Origin of the sequence: Brevundimonas sp., assembly GCF_032055285.1 — a bacterium.
Lineage (GTDB): Bacteria > Pseudomonadota > Alphaproteobacteria > Caulobacterales > Caulobacteraceae > Brevundimonas.
This window is the reverse complement of the sequence record NZ_DAMBRE010000003.1, coordinates 44,513-69,075: the sequence shown is the minus strand read 5'-3', so window position 1 is coordinate 69,075 and position 24,563 is coordinate 44,513. Positions and strand designations below refer to the sequence as shown.

Here is a 24,563-nt window from a genome sequence, read left to right as displayed (position 1 = left end):
GGAGCCTGCCATGTCGCGCACCGCCAACGCCGCCGAACGCCTGGATGACCTGATCGTGGCAGGGCTCGAGGACGATCCCGACGCCTTCGCCCGCGCGGTGGTGCGGTCCACCTCCGCCGCCCTGATGATGGTCGACCGCGACCTGACCATCATCGACCTGAACGATGCGACGCGCGCCTTGCTCAAGGCCAATGAGGCCGCCTTCGCCCGCGCCTTCCCCGGCGTGGATCTGGAGCGGATGGTCGGGACCTCCATCGACGTCTTCCACAAGGACCCGTCGCACCAGCGCGCCATGCTGGCCCAACCCCTGGCCCGCCCGCACCTCGCTGAGATCAGCGTCGGCGACCTGCGCTTCGCCCTCAGGGTCATGTCGGTTCTGGATGCGACGGGCGACTACGTCGGTAACGTGCTGGAGTGGAACGACGTCACCGAGCTGCGCAAGCATGCCGGGATGCTGGAGGCGCTCAGCAAGGCCCAGGCGGTGATCGAGTTCAGCCTGGACGGAACGATCCAGAGCGCCAACGGCAACTTCCTGAACACGGTCGGCTATCGGCTGGACGAGATCGTCGGCCGCCATCACTCCATGTTCGTCGATCCGGCCGAGGTGCAGTCCGGCGCCTATCGCGCCTTCTGGGAGAAGCTGGGGCGGGGCGAATATGACGCCGGCCAGTACCGCCGGGTCGGCAAGGACGGACGCGAGGTCTGGATTCAGGCCAGCTACAACCCGATCCTTGATGCGCGCGGAGCCCCCTTCAAGGTGGTGAAGTACGCCGTCGACATCACGGACCAGAAGCAGGCCACCGCCAACTTCGAAGGCCAGATCGCCGCCATCAACAAGGCCCAGGCGGTGATCGAATTCGACATGGACGGCACCATCCGCGACGCCAACGACAACTTCCTGAACACCGTCGGCTATCGTCGCGACGAGGTGGTGGGGCGTCACCACAGCCTGTTCGTCGAGTCCGGCCACGACCGCTCGCCCGACTACGCCGCCTTCTGGGACAAGCTGCGGCGCGGCGACTATGACGCGGGCCAGTATCGCCGCATCGGCAAGGGCGGGCGCGAGATCTGGATTCAGGCCAGCTACAACCCGATCCTCGATCTGAACGGCCGACCCTACAAGGTGGTCAAGTACGCCACCGACATCACCGCCCAGAAGCAGGTGGCGGCGCGGGTCACGGAAATCTCGGGCATCGTCGCCTCGGCGGCGTCGCAGATGCGGGCCACGGCCGAGGGCATGGCGGGCACGGCCGAGGAAACCACGCGTCAGGCCGGGTCGGTGACGGCGGCGGCCGAGGTCACCTCGGTCAACGTCCAGACCGTGTCGTCGGCGGGCGAGGAACTGACCGCCTCCATCGCCGAGATCGCGCGTCAGGTGGCCGAGTCCAGCAGCATCTCCCAGCACGCCGTGACCGAGGCTGACCGCACCAGCGAGGCCATCCGCACCCTGGCCGACGCCGCGCAGAAGATCGGCAATGTCGTCACCCTGATCAACGACATCGCCGGCCAGACCAAGCTGCTGGCCCTGAACGCCACCATCGAGGCCGCGCGGGCGGGCGAGGCGGGCAAGGGCTTCGCCGTCGTGGCCTCGGAGGTGAAGAGCCTGTCGGACCAGACGGCGCGGGCGACGCACGAAATCTCGTCCCAGGTCTCGGCCATGCAGGCGGCGACCCAGACCTCGGTCGGGGCCATCGGCAGCATCACCGACACCATCCGCAAGGTGGCCGACATCGCCTCGGCCATCGCCGGGGCGGTCGAGGAGCAATCGGCCGCCACCCGCGAAATCGCCGCCAACGTCGCCCAGGTGGCCGAGGGCACGCGCCAGGTCTCGACTAGCATCGCCGGGGTCAACGCCGCGGCGGTGCAGACCAGCGACGCCTCGTCGGAACTGCTCAACGCCTCGGGCGAACTGGCCCGCCAGGCCGAGGCCCTGACGGCGGAAATGGATCGTCTCGCCGCCGCCTGAGCCCCGAGGGCCGCGACGGGACGGAGAGGGGGCGAGGGCGCGCGACACGCCTTCGCCCCCTGAGTAACGCCAGTCTCCCTTCCCCCTCGAGGGGGGAAGGGGCGGGGATGGGGGTGAGGGCGCGACATATGCAAGTGGGCGCATGAGGCGAGAGGGCGTCTCGGCGTCTCCGGCGTCTTCCCATCACAACGCCTGCCTCCACCCCCACCCAACCCTCCCCCCTCGAGGGGGAGGGCTTATCTTTCAGCCTGGCCTGAACACGCCCCTCAGCCCGACGAGCGGCGCAAACCCGCTCTCCAGCCCCACCACGGTCTCCGCGCTGCCCAGCACAAGCGCCCCATGGGGCTCCAGCGCCTGACCGATCTGGCTCAGCGCCGCGCGCTTATGCGCGCGGTCGAAATAGATCAGCACGTTGCGGCAGAAGATCAGGTCGAACCGGCCCAGTCCCGCCGTCCCGGCCAGCAGGTTGTGGGGCGCGAAGCGCACCATCGACCGCACCTGCGGCGACAGCAGCCACTGATCTCCCTGACGCGTGAACCAGCGGCCCAGCCGCGCCTCGGTCAGACCGCGCCTGACCTCGAAGTCGCTGTAGAGACCGCTGCGGGCGCGCTCCAGTATCGGCTGGGACATGTCCGTGGCCAGAATGTCGATGCGCCAGCCGGGCATCCGATGCTGTTCCTCCATCAGCAGCATGGCCAGGGAATAGGGTTCCTGTCCGCTGGAACAGGCGGCGCTCCAGATGCGTAAGGAACGGCTCTGCGCCCGCGCCGCCAGCAGATCGGGCAGGATGACGTCGCGCAGTTGGTCGAAGGGCGTCGTGTCGCGAAAGAAGAAGGACTCATGCGTCGCCATGGCGTCGATGCAGCGCTGGGCCAAGGCTCCGGACGGCTCGGCGCCGACGCGGGCCAGCATCTGGTCCAGACCGGTAAAGCCGTCCTTGCGCGCCAGCGGCTCCAGCCGGCTTTTCAGCAGATAGTCCTTGTCCGCCGTCAGCACGAGGCCGGAGCGGTCCAGCACCAGCTTGCGGAAGCCCTCATAGGCGACGGTCATGCGCAGGCCCTCCGCACCCAGGGCGCGATCTGGTCGAGCGGCAGGACCGCCTCGGCCAGTCCCGTCTTCGCGGCGGCGCCGGGCATGCCCCAGACTACGCTGGTCGCCTCATCCTGCACCACAAAGCGCCCGCCCGCCTCGGCCACGGCGCGGCATCCCTCGGCGCCGTCCGACCCCATGCCGGTCAGGATCACCGCCAGCAGGCCGGGGCCGTAGACCGCCGCCGCCGAGCGCAGCATGGGATCGACCGAGGGCCGGCAGAAGTGCTCGGGCGCTTCCTGATTCAGCCGGATGACCGGCACACGCCCGCTTTGACCGACCGTCATGTGCCAGCCGCCCGGCGCCACATAGATGCGGCCGGGCAGGACGGGCTCGCCGTCGAGGGCCTCGGCCGCCGGGCGTCCGCCCGCACGTTCCAGTTGCTCGGCCAGCATGGCGGTGAAGGTCGGCGGCATGTGCTGGGTCAGCAGCACCGCCTGTTCCAGCTCGCCCTTCAGGTCGGCGAACAGGCTCATCAGGGCGGGCGGCGCTCCGGTCGAGCCGCCGATGGCCACGACCTGGGGCCGGACAGGCGGCGACAGGGGGGCGGGGCGGACGACGGGAGCGGCGGACGCAGGCGAGACCAGTCGCCCCCGACTCTGGCCCAGAGCCTTCACCTTGGCGGTCAGCTCACGCGCGAAATCCTCGGCCCCGACCAGGCCGCCCGTCTCGGGCTTGGGCACATACTCGGCGGCCCCGGCCTGTAGCGCCTGCAGGCTGATGCGAGCGTTGCGCCGCGTCAGGGTCGAGGCCATGACCACCTTCACCTCCGGCTGGCGCTGCAGGATCAGGGGCAGGGCGGTCAGCCCGTCCATCACCGGCATTTCGATGTCCAGCACCACCACGTCGACGGGCGTCCGCGCCAGTTCGATCAGGGCAGCCTCGCCGTTGGCGGCGCGCGCGACGACGCTGAGCGCCAGGTCGCGTTCCAGCGTCTGCACGATCAGGCCGCGCACGATGGCGCTGTCGTCCACGACCATGACGCGAATGCGGGAGTCTCGAACAGGCGTGGGGGCGGCGTCCAGCAAGGCGGTCGGTCCTCTGGGTTGAATGTCGAATGTAACTCAAAGTTGTAAACAAGCTGTCGCCGTGACGCGCGGGCCTGCGAGGCCTATAGAGGCCGCTTCCTTCATCGCCCCCGCCGGAACGCCTTTCGTGACTGACCCTGCAACGCCCGTCTGCGTCGCCGCCCTCTATCGCTTTGCGCCGATTGCCGATCGCGAAGCCGTGCAGGCGCGCCTGCTGGACCTGTGCGGGACCGAGGTGCGCGGCACCCTGCTGGTGGCGCACGAAGGCCTCAACGGCACCATCGCCGGGCCGGACGCCGCCGTCGCCCGCGTCGTGGACGGCATTCGCGCCCTGCCGGGTTTCGATCGGCTGGAGCTGAAATACTCGACCGCCGAGGCCATGCCGTTTCACCGCATGAAGGTGCGATTGAAGGCCGAGATCGTCACCATGGGCGTGACCGACATCGACCCGGTCGAGGGCGTCGGCGCCTATGTCTCGCCTCAGGACTGGAACGCCCTGATCGCCGATCCCGACACCATCGTCATCGACACTCGCAACGACTACGAGGTCGAGGTCGGGACGTTCGCGGGCGCCATCCAGCCCAACACCCGCACCTTCCGCGAGTTTCCTGACTGGTTCCGAACCGAGGGGCGCGCCCTGCTGGACCGGCCCAATCCGCCCAAGGTCGCCATGTACTGCACCGGCGGCATCCGCTGCGAAAAGGCCACCGCCTTCCTCAAGGCTGAGGGCGTCGAGCAGGTCTTCCATCTGGAAGGCGGCATCCTGAAATACCTCGAGACCATCCCCGAGCCCGAGAGCCTGTGGCGCGGCGACTGCTTCGTCTTCGACGAGCGGGTCGCGGTCGGCCACGGCCTGAAGGAAGGCGACCACAGCCTGTGCCGCGGCTGCCGCATGCCGGTCAGCCCCGAGGCGCGCCTGTCGCCCCTCTATGTCGAGGGCGTCTGCTGCGACCGCTGCCACGACACGCGCTCGGACGAGCAGCGCGAAGGCTACGCCGAGCGGCACAAGCAGATGGAGATCGCGGCCCGGCTGGGGATCGAGCACGTGGGCGCGACGCAGAAATAGACCTGCCCTCTCCCGCTGGGAGAGGGGAGGCTCGCGGCAGGGCGACGTGCGTGCCATGCTGGCTCCCAGCCTGAACGGAGCCCGCCCATGTCGTCCTTCCGTCCCGTCGCCGATCTGGACACCCATGAGGTGACCAACCAGCCGCCGCCGCTGGAGGAGGTCAACCTGTTCAGCGGCGACCGGGCCTTGCTCGATGCCGTGCGCCGAGCGGGCGGGACGCAACACGAGGCGCGGCTGACGGCACTGGGCGCCCGCTGCGGTTCGGCCGAGGTCATCGACTGGGGCCTTCAGGCTAACCGCGTCCCGCCGGTGCTGGACACCCACGACCGCTATGGCCGGCGCATCGACGAGGTGACCTTTCATCCGGCCTATCATCAGCTGATGGCGCTGGGGCTGGAGGCGGGACTGGCCTCCGCCGCTTGGGACGGGACGCCGAACGGCCATGTCCTGCACGCTGCCGTCCTGTTCCTGACGGGCCAGGCAGATTCGGGGACCAGCTGCCCCATGACCATGACCTACGCCTCGGTTCCCGCGCTCGCGGTCGAGCCCGGCGTCGGCGCGTCGTGGATCGAAAAGATCAGGGGCGGGCGCTACGACCCCGCCGTCCGGCCCGCGTCGGACAAGGCGGGCGTGACCCTCGGCATGGCCATGACCGAGAAGCAGGGCGGGTCCGACGTGCGCGCCAACGTCACGCGCGCCGAGCCGTCGGGCGAGGACGGCTGGTATCGCCTGACCGGGCACAAGTGGTTCTGCTCGGCCCCCATGTCCGACGCCTTCCTGACTCTGGCCCAGGCGTCGGGCGGCCTGACCTGTTTCCTGCTGCCGCGCTGGTTGCCGGACGGGACGCGCAACGCGGGCTTCCGCGTCATGCGGCTGAAGGACAAGATGGGCGACCGCTCCAACGCCTCGTCCGAGGTCGAGTACCATGGCGCCCTGGCCCAGAGGATCGGCGAGGAGGGGCGGGGCGTCGCCACCATCATCCGCATGGTCCAGCACACGCGGCTGGACTGCGTGGTCGGCTCGGCCCAGCAGATGCGCGGCGCCCTGGCCCAGGCGATCTGGCACGCGCAGCACCGCACCGCCTTTCAGAAGCGGCTGATCGATCAGCCGATGATGGCCTCAGTCCTGGCCGATCTGGCGCTGGAGAGCGAGGCGGCCACGGCCCTGTCGCTGCATCTGGCGGGGACGTTCGATCGCGACGACCCGGTCGGGCGGCTGCTGACGCCGATCGCCAAATACCAGGTCTGCAAGCGGGCGCCGGGGATGATCTATGAGGCGATGGAGTCCCTGGGCGGCGCCGGCTACGTCGAGACCGGCCCCATGCCGCGCCTGTTCCGCCAGTCGCCGCTGAACGCCATCTGGGAGGGCTCGGGCAATGTCATCGCCCTGGACGTTCTGCGGGCCTTCGGGCGCGAGCCTGAGGCGGCCGGGGCGCTGCGCGGGTTTTTGGAGGCGGCGCGGGGGCGGGACGGCGCCTATGACCTCTGGCTGGACGGTCTGGACTTCTCCCTGTCGTCGGAGGGCGCGGCGCGTCTGGCGATCGAGCGGCTGGCGCTGGCGGCTCAGGCCGCGGTGCTGCTGATGCACGAAAGCCCCGTCGCCGGGGCCTTTTGCCGTCTGCGTCTGGAGCCGCGTGGCGCAGCCTATGGCGCGTTCGAGACGAAGATTGATGCGGCTGCGATCCTGGATCGGGCCTCGCCCGCCTGAAACAACAGGCGGCGGCTCGGGCAAGCGAGCCGCCGCCGCCGATCAGCTGAGGACGACGATCGCCACGCGGCGATTCTGGGCCCGGCCTTCGCGGGTGTTGTTCGGCGCGACCGGCTTGGCCTCGCCATAGGAGATGGTGGCCATGCGGTTCAGGGCGATGCCCTGGTCGCTGAGGTAGCGGCGCACGGCTTCGGCGCGGGCCTGACCGAGTTGCTCGTTCATGTGCTCGTCGCCGGCCGAGTCGGTGTGGCCCTGGATTTCCAGATAGACGTTGCGGTTTTCCGCCTTGAGGCGCTGGACCAGTTCGGCCAGCCGCTGTTCGGCCTCGGGCGACAGGGCGTCGCGGGCGACCGGGAACTTCACCGAATCGTCCGACAGGACCATTTCATAGAGGAACTTGCCCTCGGCCAGCTTGTGCGCCGCATTGGCGCGGGCCAGGGCCTCGCCGGCGGTGCCTTCGACCTGGGTCAGATGATTGTCGACCTGGGTGACGCGTTCGTCGACCACGGCCACATTGTCACGCACGAAGCGATGGCTTGCACACCCGCTTGCGGTCAGTCCCACCAACGCCACCACTGCACTGGTCGCGACCGCCTTAGATGTCAGTTTGATCAAGTTATGTCTCCTTCGTGCCGGGGCGCTACTCCGGGGATTGCGCGTTGCTGCACCCGCGGATGCAGGAGACGGCGCAGCAAAGACGCGCAACGAAGGACATGGTTTCAGCTTAACTATAGAAAAACTTTAGAAATCACCGGTTTTGCAAAGTTGGGCGTATTCATGGCGCGGCGCCATGATGCTGACGCGGATGAGGGGTTACCACATGGAGGCTCTATGTCCTGAGGTTGCGTGGCGAAATATTCATGTTGTTCAACTTAATCTTGCTTATAGTGAAGCTTGCGGGGTCGACTGCTTGAGCGAGGCAAGAACAGGCGGTGCGTTTTCGGTTCCACGCCATGCCGCCTCGCGGGAACGGCGCAGGGCGAGGCGACGGGCGCTGACGGTGGTGGCCAGCCTCGGCGCTCATCTGGCGGTGCTGGCCCTTATACTTCTGGCCCCGACCAAGGCGCCGATCTATCCGCCTGAGTATCAACCGATCGAAGTGATGCTGGTTGATCCTCCGCCCCCGGCGCCGGTTGCCGCCCCGGATGAAGGCGGCGGGGGATCGCCCGCGCCTGCGCCGACGCCGGCCCCTGCGCCCGTCCCCACGCCCACGCCCGAGAAAAAGCCGGCCAAGGCGCAGCGCGCCGCGCCGACCCGGCCTTCGCCTCGGCCCAGCCGCCCGGCGCCGCGCTCGCCGACCGTCGCGCCTGTGCCGATCACCGCCCCCGCGCCCAGCGTCTCCTACGTCTTCATGGGCGACGCCGCCCTGGCCGGAGCCATGACGGCGGGCGGCGGGGCCGGGAACGGCGCAGGTTCAGGAACGGGCAGCGGGACCGGCGTCGGCAGCGGTTCCGGCAGCGGCGGGGGCTCCGGCTCCGGCCAGGGCGGGTCCTGCGACATGGTGCGCCGTCTGCAGAACGCCCTGCGCGACGCGCCCGGCGTTCGCGCCGCCCTGACCGAGGCCTATCGCACCTCGGGCGCCAACGGTCGGGCCATTCTGGTCTGGGACGGCGACTGGGTGCTGAGCCCGGGCCAGGAGGGCAAGGGGCTGGCGGGCGTGCGTCAGGCCGTGGCCGTCACCGTCGGCTTCTCGCCGCGGGCCTGCAAGACTGAGACGGTGCGGGGCTATGTCCTGCTGACGCTTGGCGATGGCCCCGGCGCGCCGCGTCTGGCTCTGGGGACCGGCCAGTGGCGCTGGGCCGACCTGCTGCGCTGATCTAGCTCAGAGCGTCTAGGCCAGACCCAAGGGGCCGTAGAGCCAGGTCAGCCAGAGGCCGATGGACAGGAAGACGCCAAACGGCAGGCGGTCGGTCGCCGACACGCGCCGCCGCACGATCAGCATGGCCAGCACGATGCTGAGCCCCGCCGCCGAGGCCCAGAGCAGGACGCTGGGCAGTCCGGCCCAGCCGACCCAGGCGCCGCCCGCGCCCAGCAGGAAGGGGTCGCCGCCGCCCAGACCCTCGCGCCCGCGCACGAGTCTATAAAGACGCGCCAGCAGCCACAGACCGCCGAAACCGACCGCCGCGCCGATCAGGGGCGGGAGCGGGATCAGGGCCGAGGGGACGGCCGCGCTCAACCCGTAGGGATAGAGCAGGACCGCCGCCAGCAGGCCGCCGACGAACAGGGGCAGGGTCAGCTGGTCGGGCAGCCAGAAATGCTCGGCGTCGACCAGGGCGATGATCAGCAGGTTCCACCCCAGCACCCCGGTCATCAGGGCCATGGTGAAGTCGCCGGAAGACAGGCCCGCCCAGACCCCGATCAGGCCCGAACCCAGCTCGATCAGCGGATAGCGGACGGGGATCACAGAGCCGCAGTCGGAACAGCGCCCGCGCGACAGGGCCCAGCTGAGGACGGGGATCATGCGCCAGGGCTTCAGCGTGCGCCCGCAGCCGCCGCACCGCGAGCGGTCGAACACCACGTCCTCGCCGCGCGGCAGGCGCAGGCTGACCAGTCCCAGGAAACTGCCGACGATCAGGCCGACGCCCCCCAGGAAGGCGGCATGGATCAACATGGGTCGCCTCCCCGGCGCGTGGTCGTTGTCCTGCACTAGCGGGCGCGGGCGTTTTGGGGGAGGGGCAATCGTCGGCGATGTCCCGATGAATTGTGAAATCCGCACCGTATCGGGACGGCTTTTCACGCAAGCGGCGCCACAGCTTCACGGAACGGCGTCTGATCTGTCGTGGTTCGGCGGCGGCCATGTCACATCCAGCTTCTAGGGGAAGCACCGGGCAGGCGGGCGCCGATCATCCAACTCCGGACAATCCGTCCGGACGTCCACCTGCATGTCTTATTGGCTCAGACACGGTGCAGACGATGACCGCTCTCAAGACGAAAACCCTGCTCGCGGTCGCCGCCAGCGCCCTGGCCCTGGCCGCCTGCGGCGGCGACGGCACCTCTGAACTGCAGAACCCTGGCGATACCGGCGGCAACCCGGGAACGGGCGGCGGCGGCAACAACGGCGGCGGCGGCACGGGCGGCTCGAACGGCGCCTGCCCGACCCACCCGAACGTGACCAAGGTCACCGTCGGCACCGAGGAGCACTGCCGCATCTCGGGCGAGATCACCACCAACCTGACCCTGACGGCCGGCCCGGCCTATCAGCTGAACGGCACGGTCAAGGTCGGCAAGGACGTCGGCTTCGACGGCCAGAAGGCTGGCGGCGTCACCGCCGTCCTGTCGATCGACCCGGGCGTGAAGATCTACGCCGGCACCCGCACCTCGCAACTGGCCATCCAGCGCGGCTCGCGCATCAATGCCCAGGGCACGGCCGCCCAGCCCATCATCCTGACCAGCGCCGATGCGCTCGGCTACGCCACGACCCTGGGTCTGGCCAACGCCCGTTCGCCTCTGGGCGCCGGCGTCCGCGACGACCCCTATTCGGGCGAGTGGGGCGGCCTGTCGCTGCTCGGCCGCGGCGTGATCAACAACTGCCCGGCCGCTCCGGCCGTCTGTGAAGCTGAAGCCGAAGGCGGCTCGGGCCTCTATGGCGGCAATGTGCCGAACGACACCTCGGGCACCCTGCGCTACGTCCGCGTCGAATACGCCGGCGTGCGCTTCACCGAGACCAACGAACTGAACGCCATCGCCTTCTGGGGCGTCGGTTCGGGCTCGACGGTCGACTATGTCCAGGCCCACAACGGCGGCGACGACACGGTCGAGTTCTTCGGCGGTTCGGTCAACGCCAAGCACCTGGTGCTGACGGGCGCCGACGACGACAGCCTGGACTGGACCTTCGGCTGGAACGGCAAGGTCCAGCACGTGGTCATCGCCCAGAACCCGCTGCAGGCCGCCGGCGACGCCGGTTACGAGGCCGACAACAACGAGCTGGGCTTCGACATCCTGCCGCGTTCGGCCCCGACCATCTCGAACGTGACCCTGGTGGGCAACACTACGGCCGGCGCCGGTCTGCGCCTGCGTCGCGGCACCGCCGGCAAGCTCTACAACCATGTCGTGTCGGGGAACTTCCAGCGCGGTCTGCGCATCGACGACGCCGCCACCTATGCCCAGGCCGACGCCGGTCACCTGTCGCTGCGCTCCTTCTACATCTCGACGGCGACGCCCTTCCACAGCACCCAGGCCCAGGCCGTCTTCACCAAGGACGCCAACAACCGCACGGGCGCCTCGACCCTGTCGTCCTACGTTTCGGGCGGCAAGGCCTACATCAACGGCGTCAACGAGAACGGCGTGACCTCGGTCGATCCGCGCACGATCGACGCCTTCTTCGACGCCGCCCCCTACGCCGGCGCCGTCCGTGACTCGGCCTCCAACTGGACGCTGAACTGGACCCGCTGGCTGAACGACTAAGGGTCGCTTCGATCCTTGAGCGGCGGGCGGCTGATCAGCCGCCCGCCGTCTCGCCTTTCCTCCTTCTCTCCGGCGCTCGCACCGAAGGACTTCTTGAGATGACGCCTACCCGCACGATCGGCCTCGCCGGCCTGCTCGCCAGCACGGTTTTGACCGCCCCGGCCCTGGCCTGGGCCCAGGACGCCGCCCCTTCGGCCCCGGCGCCGCAGGATCCCGAAGCCGTCTCGACGGTCGAGGACATCGTCGTGCGCGGCCGCTTCGTGCCGGACGTCAAGCGCGAGACCTCGGCGGTCGCCAACATCCTGACCGAAGAAGACATCAAGCGTTCGGGCGACTCGGAAATCGGCGAGGCCCTGGCCCGCGTCACCGGCCTGTCCATCGTCGGCGACGGCTATGTCTATGTGCGCGGCCTGGGCGATCGCTATTCCAGCATCGTGCTGGACGGTTCGACCCTGCCCAGCCCCGAGCCGCTGAAGCGCGTCGTGCCGCTGGACCTGTTCCCGACCTCGCTGGTCTCGAACGCCCAGATCCAGAAGACCTATTCGGCCCAGTATCCGGGCGAGTTCGGCGGCGGCCTGATCGCCCTGTCGACGCGCGCCATTCCCAATGAACGCTTCCTGTCCTTCGGCGCCTCGATCAGCGCCGAGACGGAATCGACCGGCAAGGAAGGTCTCTACTGGGACGCCGGCGGCAAGCTGTCGAACATCGGCATCGCCGACAACAGTCTGAACCTGCCCAAGTTCATCGCCATCGACCCCTCGCTGAAATCCTTCGCCAATGACCCGGTCATGCTGCAGGCGGCGGGCCGCTCGCTGCGCAACATCTGGTCGATCGACGGCGACAAGAACCTGCCGGACTTCGGTTTCAACATCTCGGGCGCCGAGATCGTCGACCTGTCGAACGGCATCCGTCTCGGCGGCTTCGTCGCCCTCGACTACGACTACCAGGTCCGCAACCGCGAGGGCGTGCGCAACTCCTTCGAGGTCAACGGCGGCGTCAACGACCAGATCAGCCCCGAGGCCTGCGCCGGCGCCGGCGGCTTGTCGAACGCGACGGGATGCGGCTTCCAGCGCACCGAGCAGGAATACGCCCTCAACGCCCTGGGCGCCTTCGGCGTCGAGTTCAACGAGAACCATGAGCTGAAGCTGACCACCCTGCTGCTGCGCAAGACGCGCCAGCAGGCCCTGATCGAGCGCGGCCTGTTCTCGGCCGACCCCGGCCTGATCCGCAGCTTCCAGCGTCTGAACTGGATCGAGCAGCAGATGAACTCGAACCAGTTGTCGGGCCGTCACGTCTTCATGCTGCCGATGGCGCTGGACCAGCTGCAGGTCGACTGGCGCGCGGCCTATTCCACCGCCTCGCGCGACACGCCCTACCGCCGCGAATACTCCTATCGTCTGGAGCCGGACAACGTCTTCCGCCTGACGCCGGGATCGGATTCCAACCGCAACTTCTTCAGCGCCCTGGAAGACGAGAACATCGAGTTCGGCCTCGACTTCACCCTGAACGGCATGATCGCCGACCGCGAGATCACCCTGAAGGCCGGCGGCCTGCATCAGGAACGCGAGCGTGACTTCGCCAGCCGTCGCTACTCCTTCCAGCCGGCGGCGGGCGTCATCATCACGCCGGAACTGCGGTCCTACGTGCCCGAGATCATCTTCAGCCCGGACAATATCGGCGGCGACGCCGGCTACACTCTGCGCGACATCACCGATCCGTCGGACTTCTTCGACGCGACCATGGAGATCAACGCGGCTTACGCCTCGGCTGAGGTCGAGGTCATCAAGGACCTGCGCGTCACGGCGGGCGTCCGCTACGAAGACTCCAAGCAGCAGGTGAACAGCTTCATCCCGCTGGGCGAGACGGGCGCGGGCGACCCCATCGCCGCCAACCTGGCCCAGGACTTCTGGCTGCCGACCGCGACGGCGACCTGGGAGTTCGCCGACAACATGCAGTTGCGCTTCGGTTACTCGAAGACGATCAACCGTCCCGACCTGCGCGAACTGTCGAACGCCCTGTTCCTGGACGACGACTCCAACACCCTGGAGCGCGGCAATCCGAACCTGAAGATCGCCGAGATCCAGAACTACGACCTGCGTTGGGAATGGTATTTCGGCCAGCGTCAGTCGGCCACCATCGGCCTGTTCTACAAGGCCTTCGACAACCCGATCGAGCGCACCTATCAGCCGATCGGCGAGGGTTTCGGCCGCTCGTTCCAGAACGCGCAGGAAGCCACGCTGAAGGGCGTCGAGGCCGAGATCGACTACACCCTGCCGATGGACCTCTGGGCCCCGAACCTGACCTGGTTCCAGGACAACGAAGTCTTCGTCGTCGCCAACGTCACCTGGTCGGATTCCGAGGTGACCGACGCCGCCTATACCCGCGCCTTGCAGGGTCAGTCGGAGTGGCTGGGCAACCTGCAGCTCGGCTTTGAAAACACCACGGCCCGTCGCCGCGCCACCCTGCTGGTCAACTATCAGGGCGAGCGGATTTCGGACGCCGGCATCATCACCGGCTCGACCCGCCTGCCGGACGTGGTCGAGACCCCGCCGATCCTGCTGGATCTGGTCGCCAGCCAGACCTTCACCGTCGGCGGTCGCGACTATGACGTCGGCGCCAAGGTCGAGAACATCCTGGGCGAGGAATACGAGCGCAGCCAGTCCTTCGCCAACGGCGGCAAGGGCGTGGTGGAAGGCTACAAGCTGGGCACCACCTTCTCGCTGAGCCTGTCCACGACCTTCTGATCCGCATACGGCGGCGTTGTCACGACAACGTCTCAAGGCCGTCATCGTCGCGTGAGGCTTCGACCCCGGTTGCTGGAGTAAGCAGCCGGGGTCCCGTTTTTCGGGGGTGTTCGGAGCGTCGGGCGTGATCGCACGGGTCGGGGAATGGGGACGTCAGGCGCGCACGGCCATGGCCGCGCGGCCGGGGCGGATTCGTGCGGGCGTCGAGATCGCCCTGGTCGCCCTTCTGGCGGTGCAGGCCGGGCGTCTGGCCTGGATCTTCGTCGCGCCCCAGCCTGAAACGGCGGTCGCCGCGCGCGCCGCCGTCGCGCCCGTGGACGCCTCCGTCTTTCAGCGTTTCGACGCCTTCTTCCGCACCGGCGACAAGAGCAGCCTGGCCGAGGCCGCCGGCGCCGACAGCGATTCCTTGCGCCTGTTCGGGGTTCGGGCGGGCGGCGAGGGAGGCGGCTCGGCCATCATCGGCCTGCCCGACGGACGGCAGGTCTCGGTCGGCGTGGGCGAAAACATTTCCGAGGGCCTGACCCTGGCCTCGGTGGGCGAGGACTTCGTCACCGTGTCGCGCGGCGGATCGGTCAGCCGACTGGTCTTCACCGAGACGCCCGCAGGCGCGGCGACGCCGCCGCCGCCGCCTTCGACCGCCCAGGTCATGACCCCGACCAGCGGCGCCCCGGCTCCGGTTTCGGCACCGGCCCCGGCCGCTCCCGCGCCGACCGGGCCGGTGGTCGATCCGCAGCGGCTGATGGCCCAGGCTTCGCTGCGTCCGCGCATGGACGGGCTTCGCATCAAGGGTTTCACCCTGGCCGCGCGTGGCGACGGGGCGGCGCTGAGGGCGGCGGGGCTGCAGTCGGGCGACGTCATCCTGGCCGTCAACGGGGCCGAACTGAACAGTCTGGAACGCCTGTCCGAACTGGGCGGCGAGCTTTCCGGCAGCAGCGCCGCCGAGATCCGCTTCGAGCGGAACGGCCGGGTGCAGACCACCACCATAAGGACCGGCCAGTGATGCGCCTTCACCGCTCTTTCGCCGCCGTCGCCCTGTCGGTCCTGATCGCCGCCCAGGGACCGCTTCTGGCCTCGCCGGTTCTGGCTCAGGAGGGGGGGCGTCAGACCCTGAACGTCCAGGGCGCCGACATCCGCGCCTTCATCCAGGACGTGGCCCGCACCACGGGCCGCACCTTCATCGTCGACCCCGCCGTAACGGGCAACGTCACCGTGACCAGCCAGCGGGCGCTGACCAAGACCGAGCTGTTCGAGGTCTTCCTGTCCACCCTGCGCGCCAACGGACTGGTGGTGACGCCGACCAGTTCCGGCGCCTATCGCATCAGCCCGGCCCAGGGCGCGGCGCAGGGACCGGCCACGGTCGGGTCCGAGCGCTTCTCGACCCAGGTCTTCCAACTGCGCAACATCGACGCCGCCTCGGCCGCCGAGACCATCCGGCCTCTGGTCGGGGCGCAAGGGCAGGTGCTGGCCAACCCCAGCGGCAACAGCGTGGTGGTCGCCGACTTCGCCGACAACCTGAACCGTATCCGCAGCCTGATCCAGCGCATCGACGTGGACCGGGCGTCGTTCGACGTGGTGACGCTGGAGAACTCCTCCGCCGCCGAGATCGCGGGGGTTCTGGCCCAGGTCCTGGCCCCGCCCGGCGGCCAGCCGGGGCAGGGGATGGTGTCGGTGACGCCGGTGGCCAGCTCCAACTCCGTCATCCTGCGCGGCGACCCCGCCGCCGTGGCCCGCGTGCGGCCTCTGGTCGAGGATCTGGACCGCCGCGCCCGCTCGGCCGATGACGTGAAGGTCGTCTTCCTGCAGCATGCCAACGCCGAACAGCTGCTGCCCGTGCTGCAACAGATCGTCGGCCAGCCGGTGACGGCTCCGGCCGCCGCGACCCCGGCCATCGCCCGTCCCGGAACGGGCGGCGGCGAGGCGACGACGCCTCAGCCCGTTTCCACCGGCACGACCCAGACGGCGCCGGGCCAGAAGGCCAGCATCGCCCGCTTCCCCGGCGCCAACGCCCTGGTCATCTCCGCTTCGTCCGACACCCAGCGGATGCTGGCGGAGGTCATCCGTCAGCTGGACAGCCGCCGCCAGCAGGTCCTGATCGAAGCCATCGTCGTCGAACTGGGCGACACCGCCGTGCGCGAGCTGGGGGTCCAGTGGCTGCTGGCGGGATCGGACGGCACGCCCATCGGCCTGACCAACTATTCCGACCGCGCCGCCCCTCTGGTTCCCATCGCGGGCGGGGCCGCCGCGGGTCAGCTGGACAAGGACGACCCGCTGCGCAAGCAGCTACAGGATCTGGCTCTTAACAGTCTGGTCGGCGCCAACGGCTTCATCGGCGGGGGCGGCGGGCGCATCGGTTCGGACGGCCTGTTCGGCTTCATCATCAATGCGGCCAAGTCGGACGAGGGCTCGAACCTGCTTCAGACCCCGTCGCTGATGACGCTGGACAACGAGGAGGCCACCATCCTGGTCGGGCAGGAGGTGCCGATCACCACCGGCGAGGCCCTGCTGGACGGCAACTCCAACCCCTTCCGCACGACCCAGCGTCAGGACATCGGGGTCAAGCTGATCGTCAAGCCGCAGATCAACGCCGGCGGCTCCATCACCCTGTTCCTGCGGCAGGAGGTGTCCAGCATCAACGGCGTCCTGACCAACAGCGCCTCGGATCTGGTGCTGAACAAACGCGAGCTGGAGACGACCCTGGTCGTGGACGACGGAGAGATCGCCGTCGCCGGCGGCCTGCTGGATCAGAACGACCGCCTGTCGGTCGACAAGGTGCCGGGGCTGGGCGACGTCCCGGTGCTCGGCAACCTGTTCAAGTCCACCAGCCGCCAGCGCGGGCGCACCAATCTGATGGTCTTCATCCGCCCGACCATCATCCGCACGCCGGGCGACGCGCAACAGCTGAGCGCCGACCGCTGGGGCTATATGCGCGGCGAGCAACTGCGGTCGCAGCCGGGCGTCGAGCCCAGCCTGGACGAGATGCTGCGCGACTATATGCGGACCCAGGCCCCGGTCGCGCCGCGCGCCATCGACAACCCGGCGCCGGGCGTGGCGGCGCCGGTCGGGGACGTGACCATCAGCCCGCTGGCCCCCGCCGCCAACGCCGTTCCGCCGCAGGGCTGAGGGCCATGATCACCCTGGTCAATCCGACGTTGCCCTATGGCTTCGCCAAGCGGAACGGCGTCATCCTGCTGGACGCGGGCGACATCGCCGTGGTGGGCCTGCGCGACGGCGCCGACCCCCTGGCCCTGATCGAGACGCGCCGGGCCCTGGGGCGGCCCCTGCAGGTCCAGTCGATGGATCAGGCCGAGTTCGACCGCCGCCTGTCCGACGTCTATGCGGGCGACCTGAGCGCGGATGAGCCGATGGACATGCCGTCGGGCCTCGACGGTCTGATCGAGGACCTGCCCGCCGCCGCCGACCTGCTGGATTCCGCCGACGACGCCCCGGTCATCCGCATGATCAACGGCGTCATCGCCGAGGCCGTGCGCGCGGGCGCCTCGGACATCCACCTGGAGCCTTATGAGAGCGCCCTGATCGTGCGGATGCGGGTCGACGGCGTCCTGCGTGAAGCCTTGAGCCTGAACCCGCGCATCACGCCCCTGCTGGTGTCGCGCATCAAGGTCATGGCCCGGCTCGACATCGCCGAGAAGCGCGTACCGCAGGACGGTCGCATCCCTCTGGCGCTGGGCGGCAAGACGTTGGACGTGCGCGTCTCGACCCTGCCGTCGCGGGCGGGCGAGCGGGTGGTGCTGCGGATTCTGGACAAGGATCAGGCGGGCCTGTCCCTGGATCAGCTGGGCATGGACGCGGACGCGCATGACGCCTTCCGCACGGCTCTGCGCGAGCCCAACGGCATCATCCTCGTCACCGGCCCGACCGGATCGGGCAAGACGACCAGCCTCTATGCCGGTCTGTCACTGCTCAACGACGCGACCCGCAACATCCTGACGGTCGAGGACCCGGTCGAATACGCCATCGACGGCGTTGGCCAGACCCAGGTCAACCCCAAGGTCGGCATGACCTTCGCGGCGGGCCTGCGCGCCATCCTGCGTCAGGACCCGGACGTGGTCATGGTCGGTGAGATCCGCGACGTGGAGACGGCCAGCGTCGCGGTTCAGGCCTCGCTGACCGGCCACCTGGTCCTGTCCACCGTCCACACCAACGACGCCGCCGGGGCCGTGACGCGCCTGCGCGACATGGGTGTGGAGCCCTTTCTTCTGGCCTCGACCCTGCGGCTGATCGTGGCCCAGCGGCTGGTGCGCCGCCTGTGCGGCGGGTGCCGTCAGTCCGAAGCCGCCGACGCCGCCACCGCGCGCCTGTGCGGCGTGAGCGAGGGCGCAACCGTCTGGCGCGCTCAGGGCTGCGGATCGTGCAACCACACCGGCTATGTCGGCCGCGTCGGCGTTTATGAGACGCTGAAGATCGACGACAGGGTCCGCCGTCTGATCGCCGCCGAGGCGGACGAAGAGGCTCTGATCGCCGCCGCCTTCCCGCAGGGCGGAACCCTGTCGGACCGGGCGCGGGCCCTGGTGCTGGCGGGCGTGACCTCGGTCGAGGAGGCGGTGCGCGTGACGCGTCAGGAAACGCCTGAAGCCCATCCCCTTTCGGAAAGCGCGGCCTGATGCCCGCCTTCGACTACAGCGCCGTGGACGTCGCGGGCCGCACCGTCGCGGGCGTGCTGACCGCGCCGGACGAGGCGGCGGCGAAGACGGCGCTGGCCCGTCGCCGTCTGATGCCTCTGTCGCTCAACCGCGCCTCGGGCGCCGCCGCCGCGAGTGAGAAGACGCCGCGTCGCAGCCGCAAGCTATCGTCGCGGACCCTGGCTTTGACCACGCGCCAGCTGGCCACCCTGATCACCGTCGCCCCGGTGGACGAGGCCCTGCGCACCTTGATGCTTCAGGCTGAACGGCCCGACGTGCGCGTCGTCCTGTCGGGGGTCCATGCGGGCGTGGTCGAAGGCCAGCGCCTGTCCGAGGCCATGGCCCGGCAGGGTGCGGCCTTTCCGCCCCTCTATCGCGCCACTGTGGCGGCGGGCGAGGCGTCCGGCGCGCTCGGCCCTATTCTGGAGCGTCTGGCCGAGGGGCTGGAGCGCGACCAGCAGGTGCGCGGCAAGGTGATCACGGCCCTGGTCTATCCCGCGGTCCTGGCCCTGGTGGCGCTCGGGGTGGTGACGGCCCTGATGGTCTTCGTCGTGCCCAAGGTGGTCGACCAGTTCGACAGCATGAACCAGACCCTGCCCCTGCTGACGCGGGCGGTGATCGGGGTCTCGGGCCTGATGCGAAACTGGGGTTGGCTGATCGCCCTGCTGCTGGCGGGCGGGATCGGCGGCTTCGTCGTGGGGATGAGGAACCCGGGCTTCCGGCTGGCGGTGGATCGCCGGATGCTGCGCCTGCCCGTCGTCGGACGGCTGATCCGCGACCTGCACGGGGCGCGCATGGCCCGCACCCTGTCGACCATGATCGCGGCGGGCCTGCCGGTGCTGGAAGGCCTGACCATCACCGCCCGCACCGTCTCTAACCGCGCCCTGCGCGCCTCGACCGAGATGATGGCCGAGGCCGTGCGCGAGGGCGGGGGCCTGTCGGCCGCCATGCGCCGCGCCGACGTCTTCCCGCCCATCCTCGTCCACATGACGGCGTCCGGCGAGGCCAGCGGTCGGCTGGAGCCGATGATGGAGCGCGCCGCCGACTATCTGGAGCGCGAGTTCAGCGCCTTCACCGCCGTCATGCTCAGTTTCCTCGAGCCCGCGATCATCGTCGTCATGGGCGGCGTGGTCGCCCTGATCGTCCTGTCGATCCTTCTGCCCATCCTTCAGATCAACACCCTGGCGATGGGGTGAGAACGGAACCCGCCATGACCGAAATCAAGCCGCAACATTCCGCCGAGCCCGTCGCAACCGGCAGCGCCTGTGTCTGCGCTCAAGCAGCGAGCGACCGCGTCGCTCGCGATAGCGCTCTACAGCGCAAAGCCCGGCAGGGCTTTACGCTCGTGGAGCTTATGGTCGTCATCGTCATCATCGGCCTGCTGGCGACGGTGGTGGCGATCAACGTCCTGCCGACCCAGGACAAGGCCATGATCGGCAAGGCGCGGGCCGACATCTCGACGCTGGAACAGGCGATCGAGACCTATCGCCTCGACAATCTCACCTTCCCCGACACGCAGAGCGGCTTGCAGGCTCTGACCTCGCCGCCCGCCGGTCTGGCCCGCCCGGAACGCTACCGCGAGGGCGGCTATATCCGCCGTCTGCCGGAAGATCCCTGGGGCAACGCCTACCAGTACCGCCGCCCCTCCGCTCACGGCGGCCAGTTCGACGTCTTCTCCTTCGGCGCCGACGGCAAGGAAGGGGGCGAGGGGAATGATGCGGACATCGGCAACTGGCAGGGCTGAAGCGTCCGCCAAAGCCCTTCCCCTCGAGGGGGGAGGGTCGGGAGGGGGTGCAGGCAGGCGGGGTCATGATCGAGGCACGGGAGGCGTCGCGTCCCATGCGTCCGAGCCTCGCCACGCGGCGCACACACCCCCATCCCCGACCCTTCCCCCCTCCGCCAACGGGAAGGGGGCAGGCATGGTTCAGCGCCCACGCTCCGGCTTCACGCTCGTGGAACTTCTGATGGTGGTCGCCATCATGGGGCTGGCGGCCTCGGCGGTGGTTCTGGCGGTGCCCGACCCGCGCCCGCCTGTTGGCGACGAGGCCGAACGCTTCGCCGCGCGGCTGGTGCGGGCGCGCGAGGAGGCCCTGCTGACCAATCGCGTCGTGGCGGTCGAGGCGACACCTGAGGGCTACGCCTTTTCCAGCTTCGACGGCGTGCAGTGGTCGCCCCTGACGGACGGCCCGTTCGGCGAGGAACGCTGGGCCGAGGACACCGCCGCTCGCCCCGAGGGCCAGTCCGCCGATGCGTCCCTGCGCGTCGTCTTCGACCCGACGGGCGTGACCGACGCGGCCCGCCTGACCCTGTCGCGCGGCCCCCGCGCCGTGACCGTCGCCGTCGACGCGGCGGGCGAGGTGCGGGTCGATGGCTGAAGGAGCGAGAAAGAGTCGGGCCGGCTTCACCCTGATCGAGCTTCTGGTGGCGCTGGCGGTGTTCAGCCTCGCGGCGCTCGCCCTGCTGAACCTCGGCGGCGAGAACACCCGCTCTGCGGCGCGCGCCGAGACGCGGACCCTGGGCGGCATCGTGGCCGAGAACCTGGCGGTCGAGGCCATGACCGCCCAGCCCACCCCGCCGCCCGGCGACAGCGACGGCGCGCAGCCGCTGGCCGGTCGTGACTGGCGCTGGACCCGCGCGGTCACGGCGACCGACGATCCCGACATCCTGCGCATCGACATCCGCGTCTCCGACGACGAGGGGCAGGCGGCCGAGCGCGTCCTGTTCCGGGCGGTCGGGTCATGACGCGGCGACCGACGGCAAGAAGCGGCTTCACCCTGATCGAGGTGATGATCGCGTTGGCGATCTTCGCCCTGCTGGCGGCGGCGGGGGTGCTGGTGCTGAGCCAGAGCATCGACAACCGCTTCGTGGTCAAGGCCGCGACCGACCGCACCGCCGAGCTGCAGCGCTTGCGCGCGACCCTGCGCGCCGATCTGGGCCAGGCCGCGCCGCGCCGGGTGCGCGCCGCCAACGGCCAGCCCGCGACCTCGCCCATCCTGGCCGCCGAGGCGCCGGGCGATCCGCTGCTGGTCCTGGTCCGCGCCGGGTGGAGCAACCCGGACGGGCGCCCGCGCGCCTCGCTGCAACGCGTCGAATACCGGCTGGTCGAGGACCGGCTGGAACGGCGGGTCTATCCCTATCTGGACGGCGCCCGGCCCGGCCCGCCGCAGGTCCTCTATCAAGGCGTTAGCGCTCCGATGCTGACCTTCATCAGCGCGGGCGCCGAGACCCCGCGCTTCGTTCCCTCGCCGGATCGGCCCCTGCCGGACGCGGTGCGTCTGGACCTGACGCTGGAGGGTTACGGCCCGGTGCGCCAGCTGTTCGTCGTCGGGGGCGGGCGATGAAGGCGCGCTTGAAGGACCGCGAGGGCATGGCCCTGCTGACCGTCCTGCTGCTGGTCGCGGTGATGGCGGCGGTGGCGGTGCTGGTGCTGGACGACATCCGCTTTTCGGTTCGCCGGACCATGAATGCGGAAACCCAGAGCCAGGCCCAGTGGTACGCGGCCGGGGCGGAGGCCTTGGCGCGGCGTCAGATCGACCGCCTGCGCGATCTTGATCCCGTGAAGACGCCGATCCAGCCGGACTGGAACGGCCGCGTGCTGACCTTCCCGGTCGAGGACGGCTCGATCACCGCTCGACTGACCGACGGTCAGGTTTGTTTCAACCTCAACAGCGTGGTCGAGGGCCAGCTGGAGGTCTATGTCGCCCGGCCGCTGGGCATCCAGCAGTTCGTGGCTCTGGGGCGGGCCCTGAACCTGCCCGAGAGGCGGATGCGGACCATCGCCGACGCCCTGATCGACTGGATCGACACGGATGCGACGCCGCGCGCGCAAGGCGGCGAGGACGCCGCCTACGCCGGGCAGAGTCAACCCTATCGCACCGCCGGGACCCTGCTGGCCGAGGTCAGCGAGCTGCGCGCGGTCAAGGGCGTGGACGCCGCGACCTATGCCGCTTTGCGACCCTACCTCTGCGCCCTGCCGACCACGGACCTGTCGCCGATCAATCCCAATACGCTGAGGCAGGACCAGGCGCCGCTGCTGGTCATGCTGGCGGACGGCAAGCTGAGCCTGGCCTCGGCCCGCGCCGCCATCGCCGCCCGGCCCGCCAGCGGCTGGAGCGACGCCAACGCCTTCCTGATGCAGGGGCCGATGGCGGCTGTTCCATTGCCGACCACGGTGCAGGACCAGCTGACGGTCCTGACCCGTTTCTTCAACCTGCGCGTGGACGTGGAGTTCGGCGGAAGCCGCGCCGTCCGCACCGCCCTGATCGAGCTGCCCCCGGCCGGTCCCGCGCGCACCGTCATCCAACGCTGGACCCTGGACGAATGAGCCGCATCCGACTGATCCTGATCCCGCCCTCGGCGGCCCTGCCGGCGTCCTGCCTGACGCTGGATGCGCAAGGGAGCGTGCTGACGCGCGGCGTCGTGGAACTGGGTGGACCCGCGCCCGAGCCGATGCGCACGGTGGCGGTGGTTCCCGGCGCCGACGTCCTGATCCGCTGGCTGGAGCTGCCGTCCGGCAGTCCGGCCCAGGTCGCGGCGGCGGCCCTGCATCTGCTGCGCGACGACCTGGCCGCGCCCGCCGAGCGGTTGCGGGCGGCGCTGGGTTCGGCGGGAGAGCGGCGGCTGGTCGCAGTGGTCAGCCATTCGCTGCTGCAGGCCTGGGGCGACTATCTGTCGAGCCTCGGCCTGAGGGCCGACGTCATGATCCCCGACAGCCTGATCCTGCCGGAACCGACGGAGGAGGGGGCGCTGTCGGCCGCCGTCTTCGGCGCCGACCTGGCCCTGCGCGGGCGCGAGCTGGCGCTCAGCGTTCAGCCCGATCTGGCCGAGGCCGTGGCCGCCGGGCGCGTGCTGGACCGCATCGGCCGCGCCGACGAGATCGAGCGCCTGCTGGCCGCCGCCGCCCTTAATCCGCCGATCAACCTTTTGGCCGGGGCGCGACGGCGCGTCGAGGCCGACCGGCGCGGCTGGAAGCGGGCGGGGGCGCTGGCGGCGGCCCTGGTCGTCTCGCCGCTGATCCTGACCCTCGCCGCCGCCGGGCATGACGAGTGGCGCGCCCGCGACGCCGAGCATCGCGCCGAGGCCGCCGCGCGTCGGGCCTTCCCCGACATCGAAGCGAACGCTGACGCCATCGCCGAGGCGACGCGTCGCCTGACCACGGCCCCGCCGCCAGGCGGAGCGACGGCGGCGGCCGCCGCCCTGTTCGCCGCTGTCGAGAGCGTCGAGGGCGCGGAGCTTGACAGTCTGACCGCCGACGAGAACGGCGTGCGCGCCACTGTCACCTACGCCGCCTATCAGGACCTCGACGCCCTGCAGCAGGCCATGGCGGAGCATGGCATGTCGCTGACCGATGAAAGCACCGTCGACGACCAGGGCAAGGTCGTCTCGGAAGTCCGCGTGGGAGGCGCCTGATGAACGCGATGATCCAGTCGATCGGCCTGTGGTGGGGCGGGCGCTCGGTGCGTGAGCAGCGAATGCTGGCGGTCATGGGGCTGCTGATCGCCGCGGTCCTGATCTGGCTGCTGATCGTGCGCCCCGCCTTCGCCTGGCGCGAGGCGGCGGCGGAACGACGGGTCGAGGCGAGCGCCAGCCTGACCCGCATTGAGGCCGGTCTGGCCGCGCGGACGCCGGCAAAGGCCGCGACGCCCATGCCCCTGGCCGACGTCGAGCAGGCGGCGCGCGCGGCGGCCGAGGCGGCGGGCCTGACTGTCGCGCTGACGGCGGACGAGGCGGGGGCGATCGGTTTCGACGCCTCGGGCGTGACTTCGGCGGCCCTGTTCGGCTGGCTGGCGGCGCTGAAGGCTGAGTATGGGGTGGAAACTCGGGGTCTCACAGTCATCGAGAACGCCGACGCCAGCCTGGACGCCAGCGGGCGCATCGGCGGTTAGGCGTGGCGCCAAAACGACAGGCGGACGGGTGGAG

General features: G+C 69.9%; 21 protein-coding genes. 17 read left to right on the top strand and 4 right to left on the bottom strand.

From position 1 onward, the window contains the following. Positions 1-10: 10 nt before the first annotated feature. The gene (locus RTY13_RS08505; protein ID WP_312782653.1) at positions 11-1,966 is read left to right on the top strand and encodes a PAS domain-containing methyl-accepting chemotaxis protein; all 1,956 of its coding nucleotides are present in this window, start codon (positions 11-13) and stop codon (positions 1,964-1,966) included. Between the two features lie 243 nt (positions 1,967-2,209). Here the strand turns inward: RTY13_RS08505 and RTY13_RS08500 are convergent, their stop codons facing one another. Together RTY13_RS08500 and RTY13_RS08495 are read right to left on the bottom strand one after the other, a co-directional pair. After that, the gene (locus RTY13_RS08500) at positions 2,210-3,016 is read right to left on the bottom strand and encodes a protein-glutamate O-methyltransferase CheR (protein ID WP_312782652.1); all 807 of its coding nucleotides are present in this window, start codon (positions 3,014-3,016) and stop codon (positions 2,210-2,212) included. Then, positions 3,013-4,083, bottom strand: coding sequence for a chemotaxis response regulator protein-glutamate methylesterase (locus RTY13_RS08495; RefSeq protein ID WP_312782651.1), 1,071 nt, complete (start codon positions 4,081-4,083; stop codon positions 3,013-3,015). Before RTY13_RS08495 ends, RTY13_RS08500 begins: the two co-directional genes overlap by 4 nt. A gap of 127 nt (positions 4,084-4,210) precedes the next feature. On the opposite strand from RTY13_RS08495, the gene RTY13_RS08490 reads away from it, so the two are divergent. Then, positions 4,211-5,149 (top strand): rhodanese-related sulfurtransferase, encoded by a 939-nt coding sequence (locus RTY13_RS08490; RefSeq protein ID WP_312782649.1) that lies wholly within the window; start codon positions 4,211-4,213, stop codon positions 5,147-5,149. An 87-nt stretch (positions 5,150-5,236) separates the two neighbouring features. Continuing rightward, positions 5,237-6,856 (top strand): acyl-CoA dehydrogenase family protein, encoded by a 1,620-nt coding sequence (locus RTY13_RS08485; RefSeq protein ID WP_312782647.1) that lies wholly within the window; start codon positions 5,237-5,239, stop codon positions 6,854-6,856. 42 nt (positions 6,857-6,898) lie between these two features. Here RTY13_RS08485 and RTY13_RS08480 read toward each other — a convergent pair whose 3' ends face one another. Further along, complete coding sequence (locus RTY13_RS08480) at positions 6,899-7,471, bottom strand: OmpA family protein (protein ID WP_409450297.1); 573 nt, start codon at positions 7,469-7,471, stop codon at positions 6,899-6,901. 385 nt (positions 7,472-7,856) lie between these two features. Between RTY13_RS08480 and RTY13_RS08475 the strand changes: the two genes are divergently transcribed. After that, complete coding sequence (locus tag RTY13_RS08475; protein WP_312782645.1) at positions 7,857-8,672, top strand: hypothetical protein; 816 nt, start codon at positions 7,857-7,859, stop codon at positions 8,670-8,672. A 15-nt stretch (positions 8,673-8,687) separates the two neighbouring features. Here RTY13_RS08475 and RTY13_RS08470 read toward each other — a convergent pair whose 3' ends face one another. Next, complete coding sequence (locus RTY13_RS08470; protein WP_312782643.1) at positions 8,688-9,467, bottom strand: A24 family peptidase; 780 nt, start codon at positions 9,465-9,467, stop codon at positions 8,688-8,690. Between the two features lie 302 nt (positions 9,468-9,769). Here RTY13_RS08470 and RTY13_RS08465 point away from each other — a divergent pair, with 302 nt between their 5' ends. From RTY13_RS08465 to gspM, 13 genes are all read left to right on the top strand, one after another. Then, entirely contained in the window at positions 9,770-11,260 is a 1,491-nt protein-coding gene (locus RTY13_RS08465; RefSeq protein WP_312782641.1) for a hypothetical protein, read from the top strand. A 98-nt stretch (positions 11,261-11,358) separates the two neighbouring features. Beyond that, complete coding sequence (locus RTY13_RS08460) at positions 11,359-14,004, top strand: TonB-dependent receptor domain-containing protein (RefSeq protein WP_312782639.1); 2,646 nt, start codon at positions 11,359-11,361, stop codon at positions 14,002-14,004. 124 nt (positions 14,005-14,128) lie between these two features. Then, positions 14,129-15,004, top strand: coding sequence for a type II secretion system protein N (locus RTY13_RS08455; RefSeq protein ID WP_312782637.1), 876 nt, complete (start codon positions 14,129-14,131; stop codon positions 15,002-15,004). Next, positions 15,004-17,124 (top strand): type II secretion system secretin GspD, encoded by a 2,121-nt coding sequence (gene gspD / locus RTY13_RS08450; RefSeq protein WP_312782635.1) that lies wholly within the window; start codon positions 15,004-15,006, stop codon positions 17,122-17,124. Before RTY13_RS08455 ends, gspD begins: the two co-directional genes overlap by 1 nt. Before the next feature lie 5 nt (positions 17,125-17,129). Then, on the top strand, positions 17,130-18,626 hold the full coding sequence (gene gspE / locus RTY13_RS08445) for a type II secretion system ATPase GspE (RefSeq protein ID WP_312782633.1): 1,497 nt from the start codon (positions 17,130-17,132) through the stop codon (positions 18,624-18,626). Beyond that, positions 18,626-19,840 (top strand): type II secretion system inner membrane protein GspF, encoded by a 1,215-nt coding sequence (gene gspF, locus RTY13_RS08440; protein WP_312782630.1) that lies wholly within the window; start codon positions 18,626-18,628, stop codon positions 19,838-19,840. Before gspE ends, gspF begins: the two co-directional genes overlap by 1 nt. Before the next feature lie 14 nt (positions 19,841-19,854). Then, positions 19,855-20,388, top strand: coding sequence for a type II secretion system major pseudopilin GspG (gene gspG, locus RTY13_RS08435; RefSeq protein WP_312782628.1), 534 nt, complete (start codon positions 19,855-19,857; stop codon positions 20,386-20,388). Positions 20,389-20,563: 175 nt separating this feature from the next. Then, positions 20,564-21,019, top strand: a complete 456-nt coding sequence (locus RTY13_RS08430) for a GspH/FimT family pseudopilin (RefSeq protein ID WP_312782626.1) — start codon at positions 20,564-20,566, stop codon at positions 21,017-21,019. Then, complete coding sequence (gene gspI / locus RTY13_RS08425; protein ID WP_312782624.1) at positions 21,012-21,386, top strand: type II secretion system minor pseudopilin GspI; 375 nt, start codon at positions 21,012-21,014, stop codon at positions 21,384-21,386. Before RTY13_RS08430 ends, gspI begins: the two co-directional genes overlap by 8 nt. Next, a complete protein-coding gene (gspJ, locus tag RTY13_RS08420; protein WP_312782622.1) occupies positions 21,383-21,985 on the top strand; it encodes a type II secretion system minor pseudopilin GspJ in 603 nt (200 codons plus the stop codon). Before gspI ends, gspJ begins: the two co-directional genes overlap by 4 nt. Continuing rightward, positions 21,982-22,968 (top strand): type II secretion system minor pseudopilin GspK, encoded by a 987-nt coding sequence (gene gspK / locus RTY13_RS08415; RefSeq protein ID WP_312782620.1) that lies wholly within the window; start codon positions 21,982-21,984, stop codon positions 22,966-22,968. Before gspJ ends, gspK begins: the two co-directional genes overlap by 4 nt. Beyond that, positions 22,965-24,053: a type II secretion system protein GspL gene (gene gspL, locus RTY13_RS08410; RefSeq protein WP_312782618.1), complete on the top strand. Its 1,089-nt coding sequence runs from the start codon at positions 22,965-22,967 to the stop codon at positions 24,051-24,053. The genes gspK and gspL overlap by 4 nt, the downstream gene beginning before the upstream one ends. Further along, complete coding sequence (gspM, locus tag RTY13_RS08405; protein WP_312782616.1) at positions 24,053-24,529, top strand: type II secretion system protein GspM; 477 nt, start codon at positions 24,053-24,055, stop codon at positions 24,527-24,529. The genes gspL and gspM overlap by 1 nt, the downstream gene beginning before the upstream one ends. The last annotated feature ends 34 nt before the right edge of the window (positions 24,530-24,563 follow it).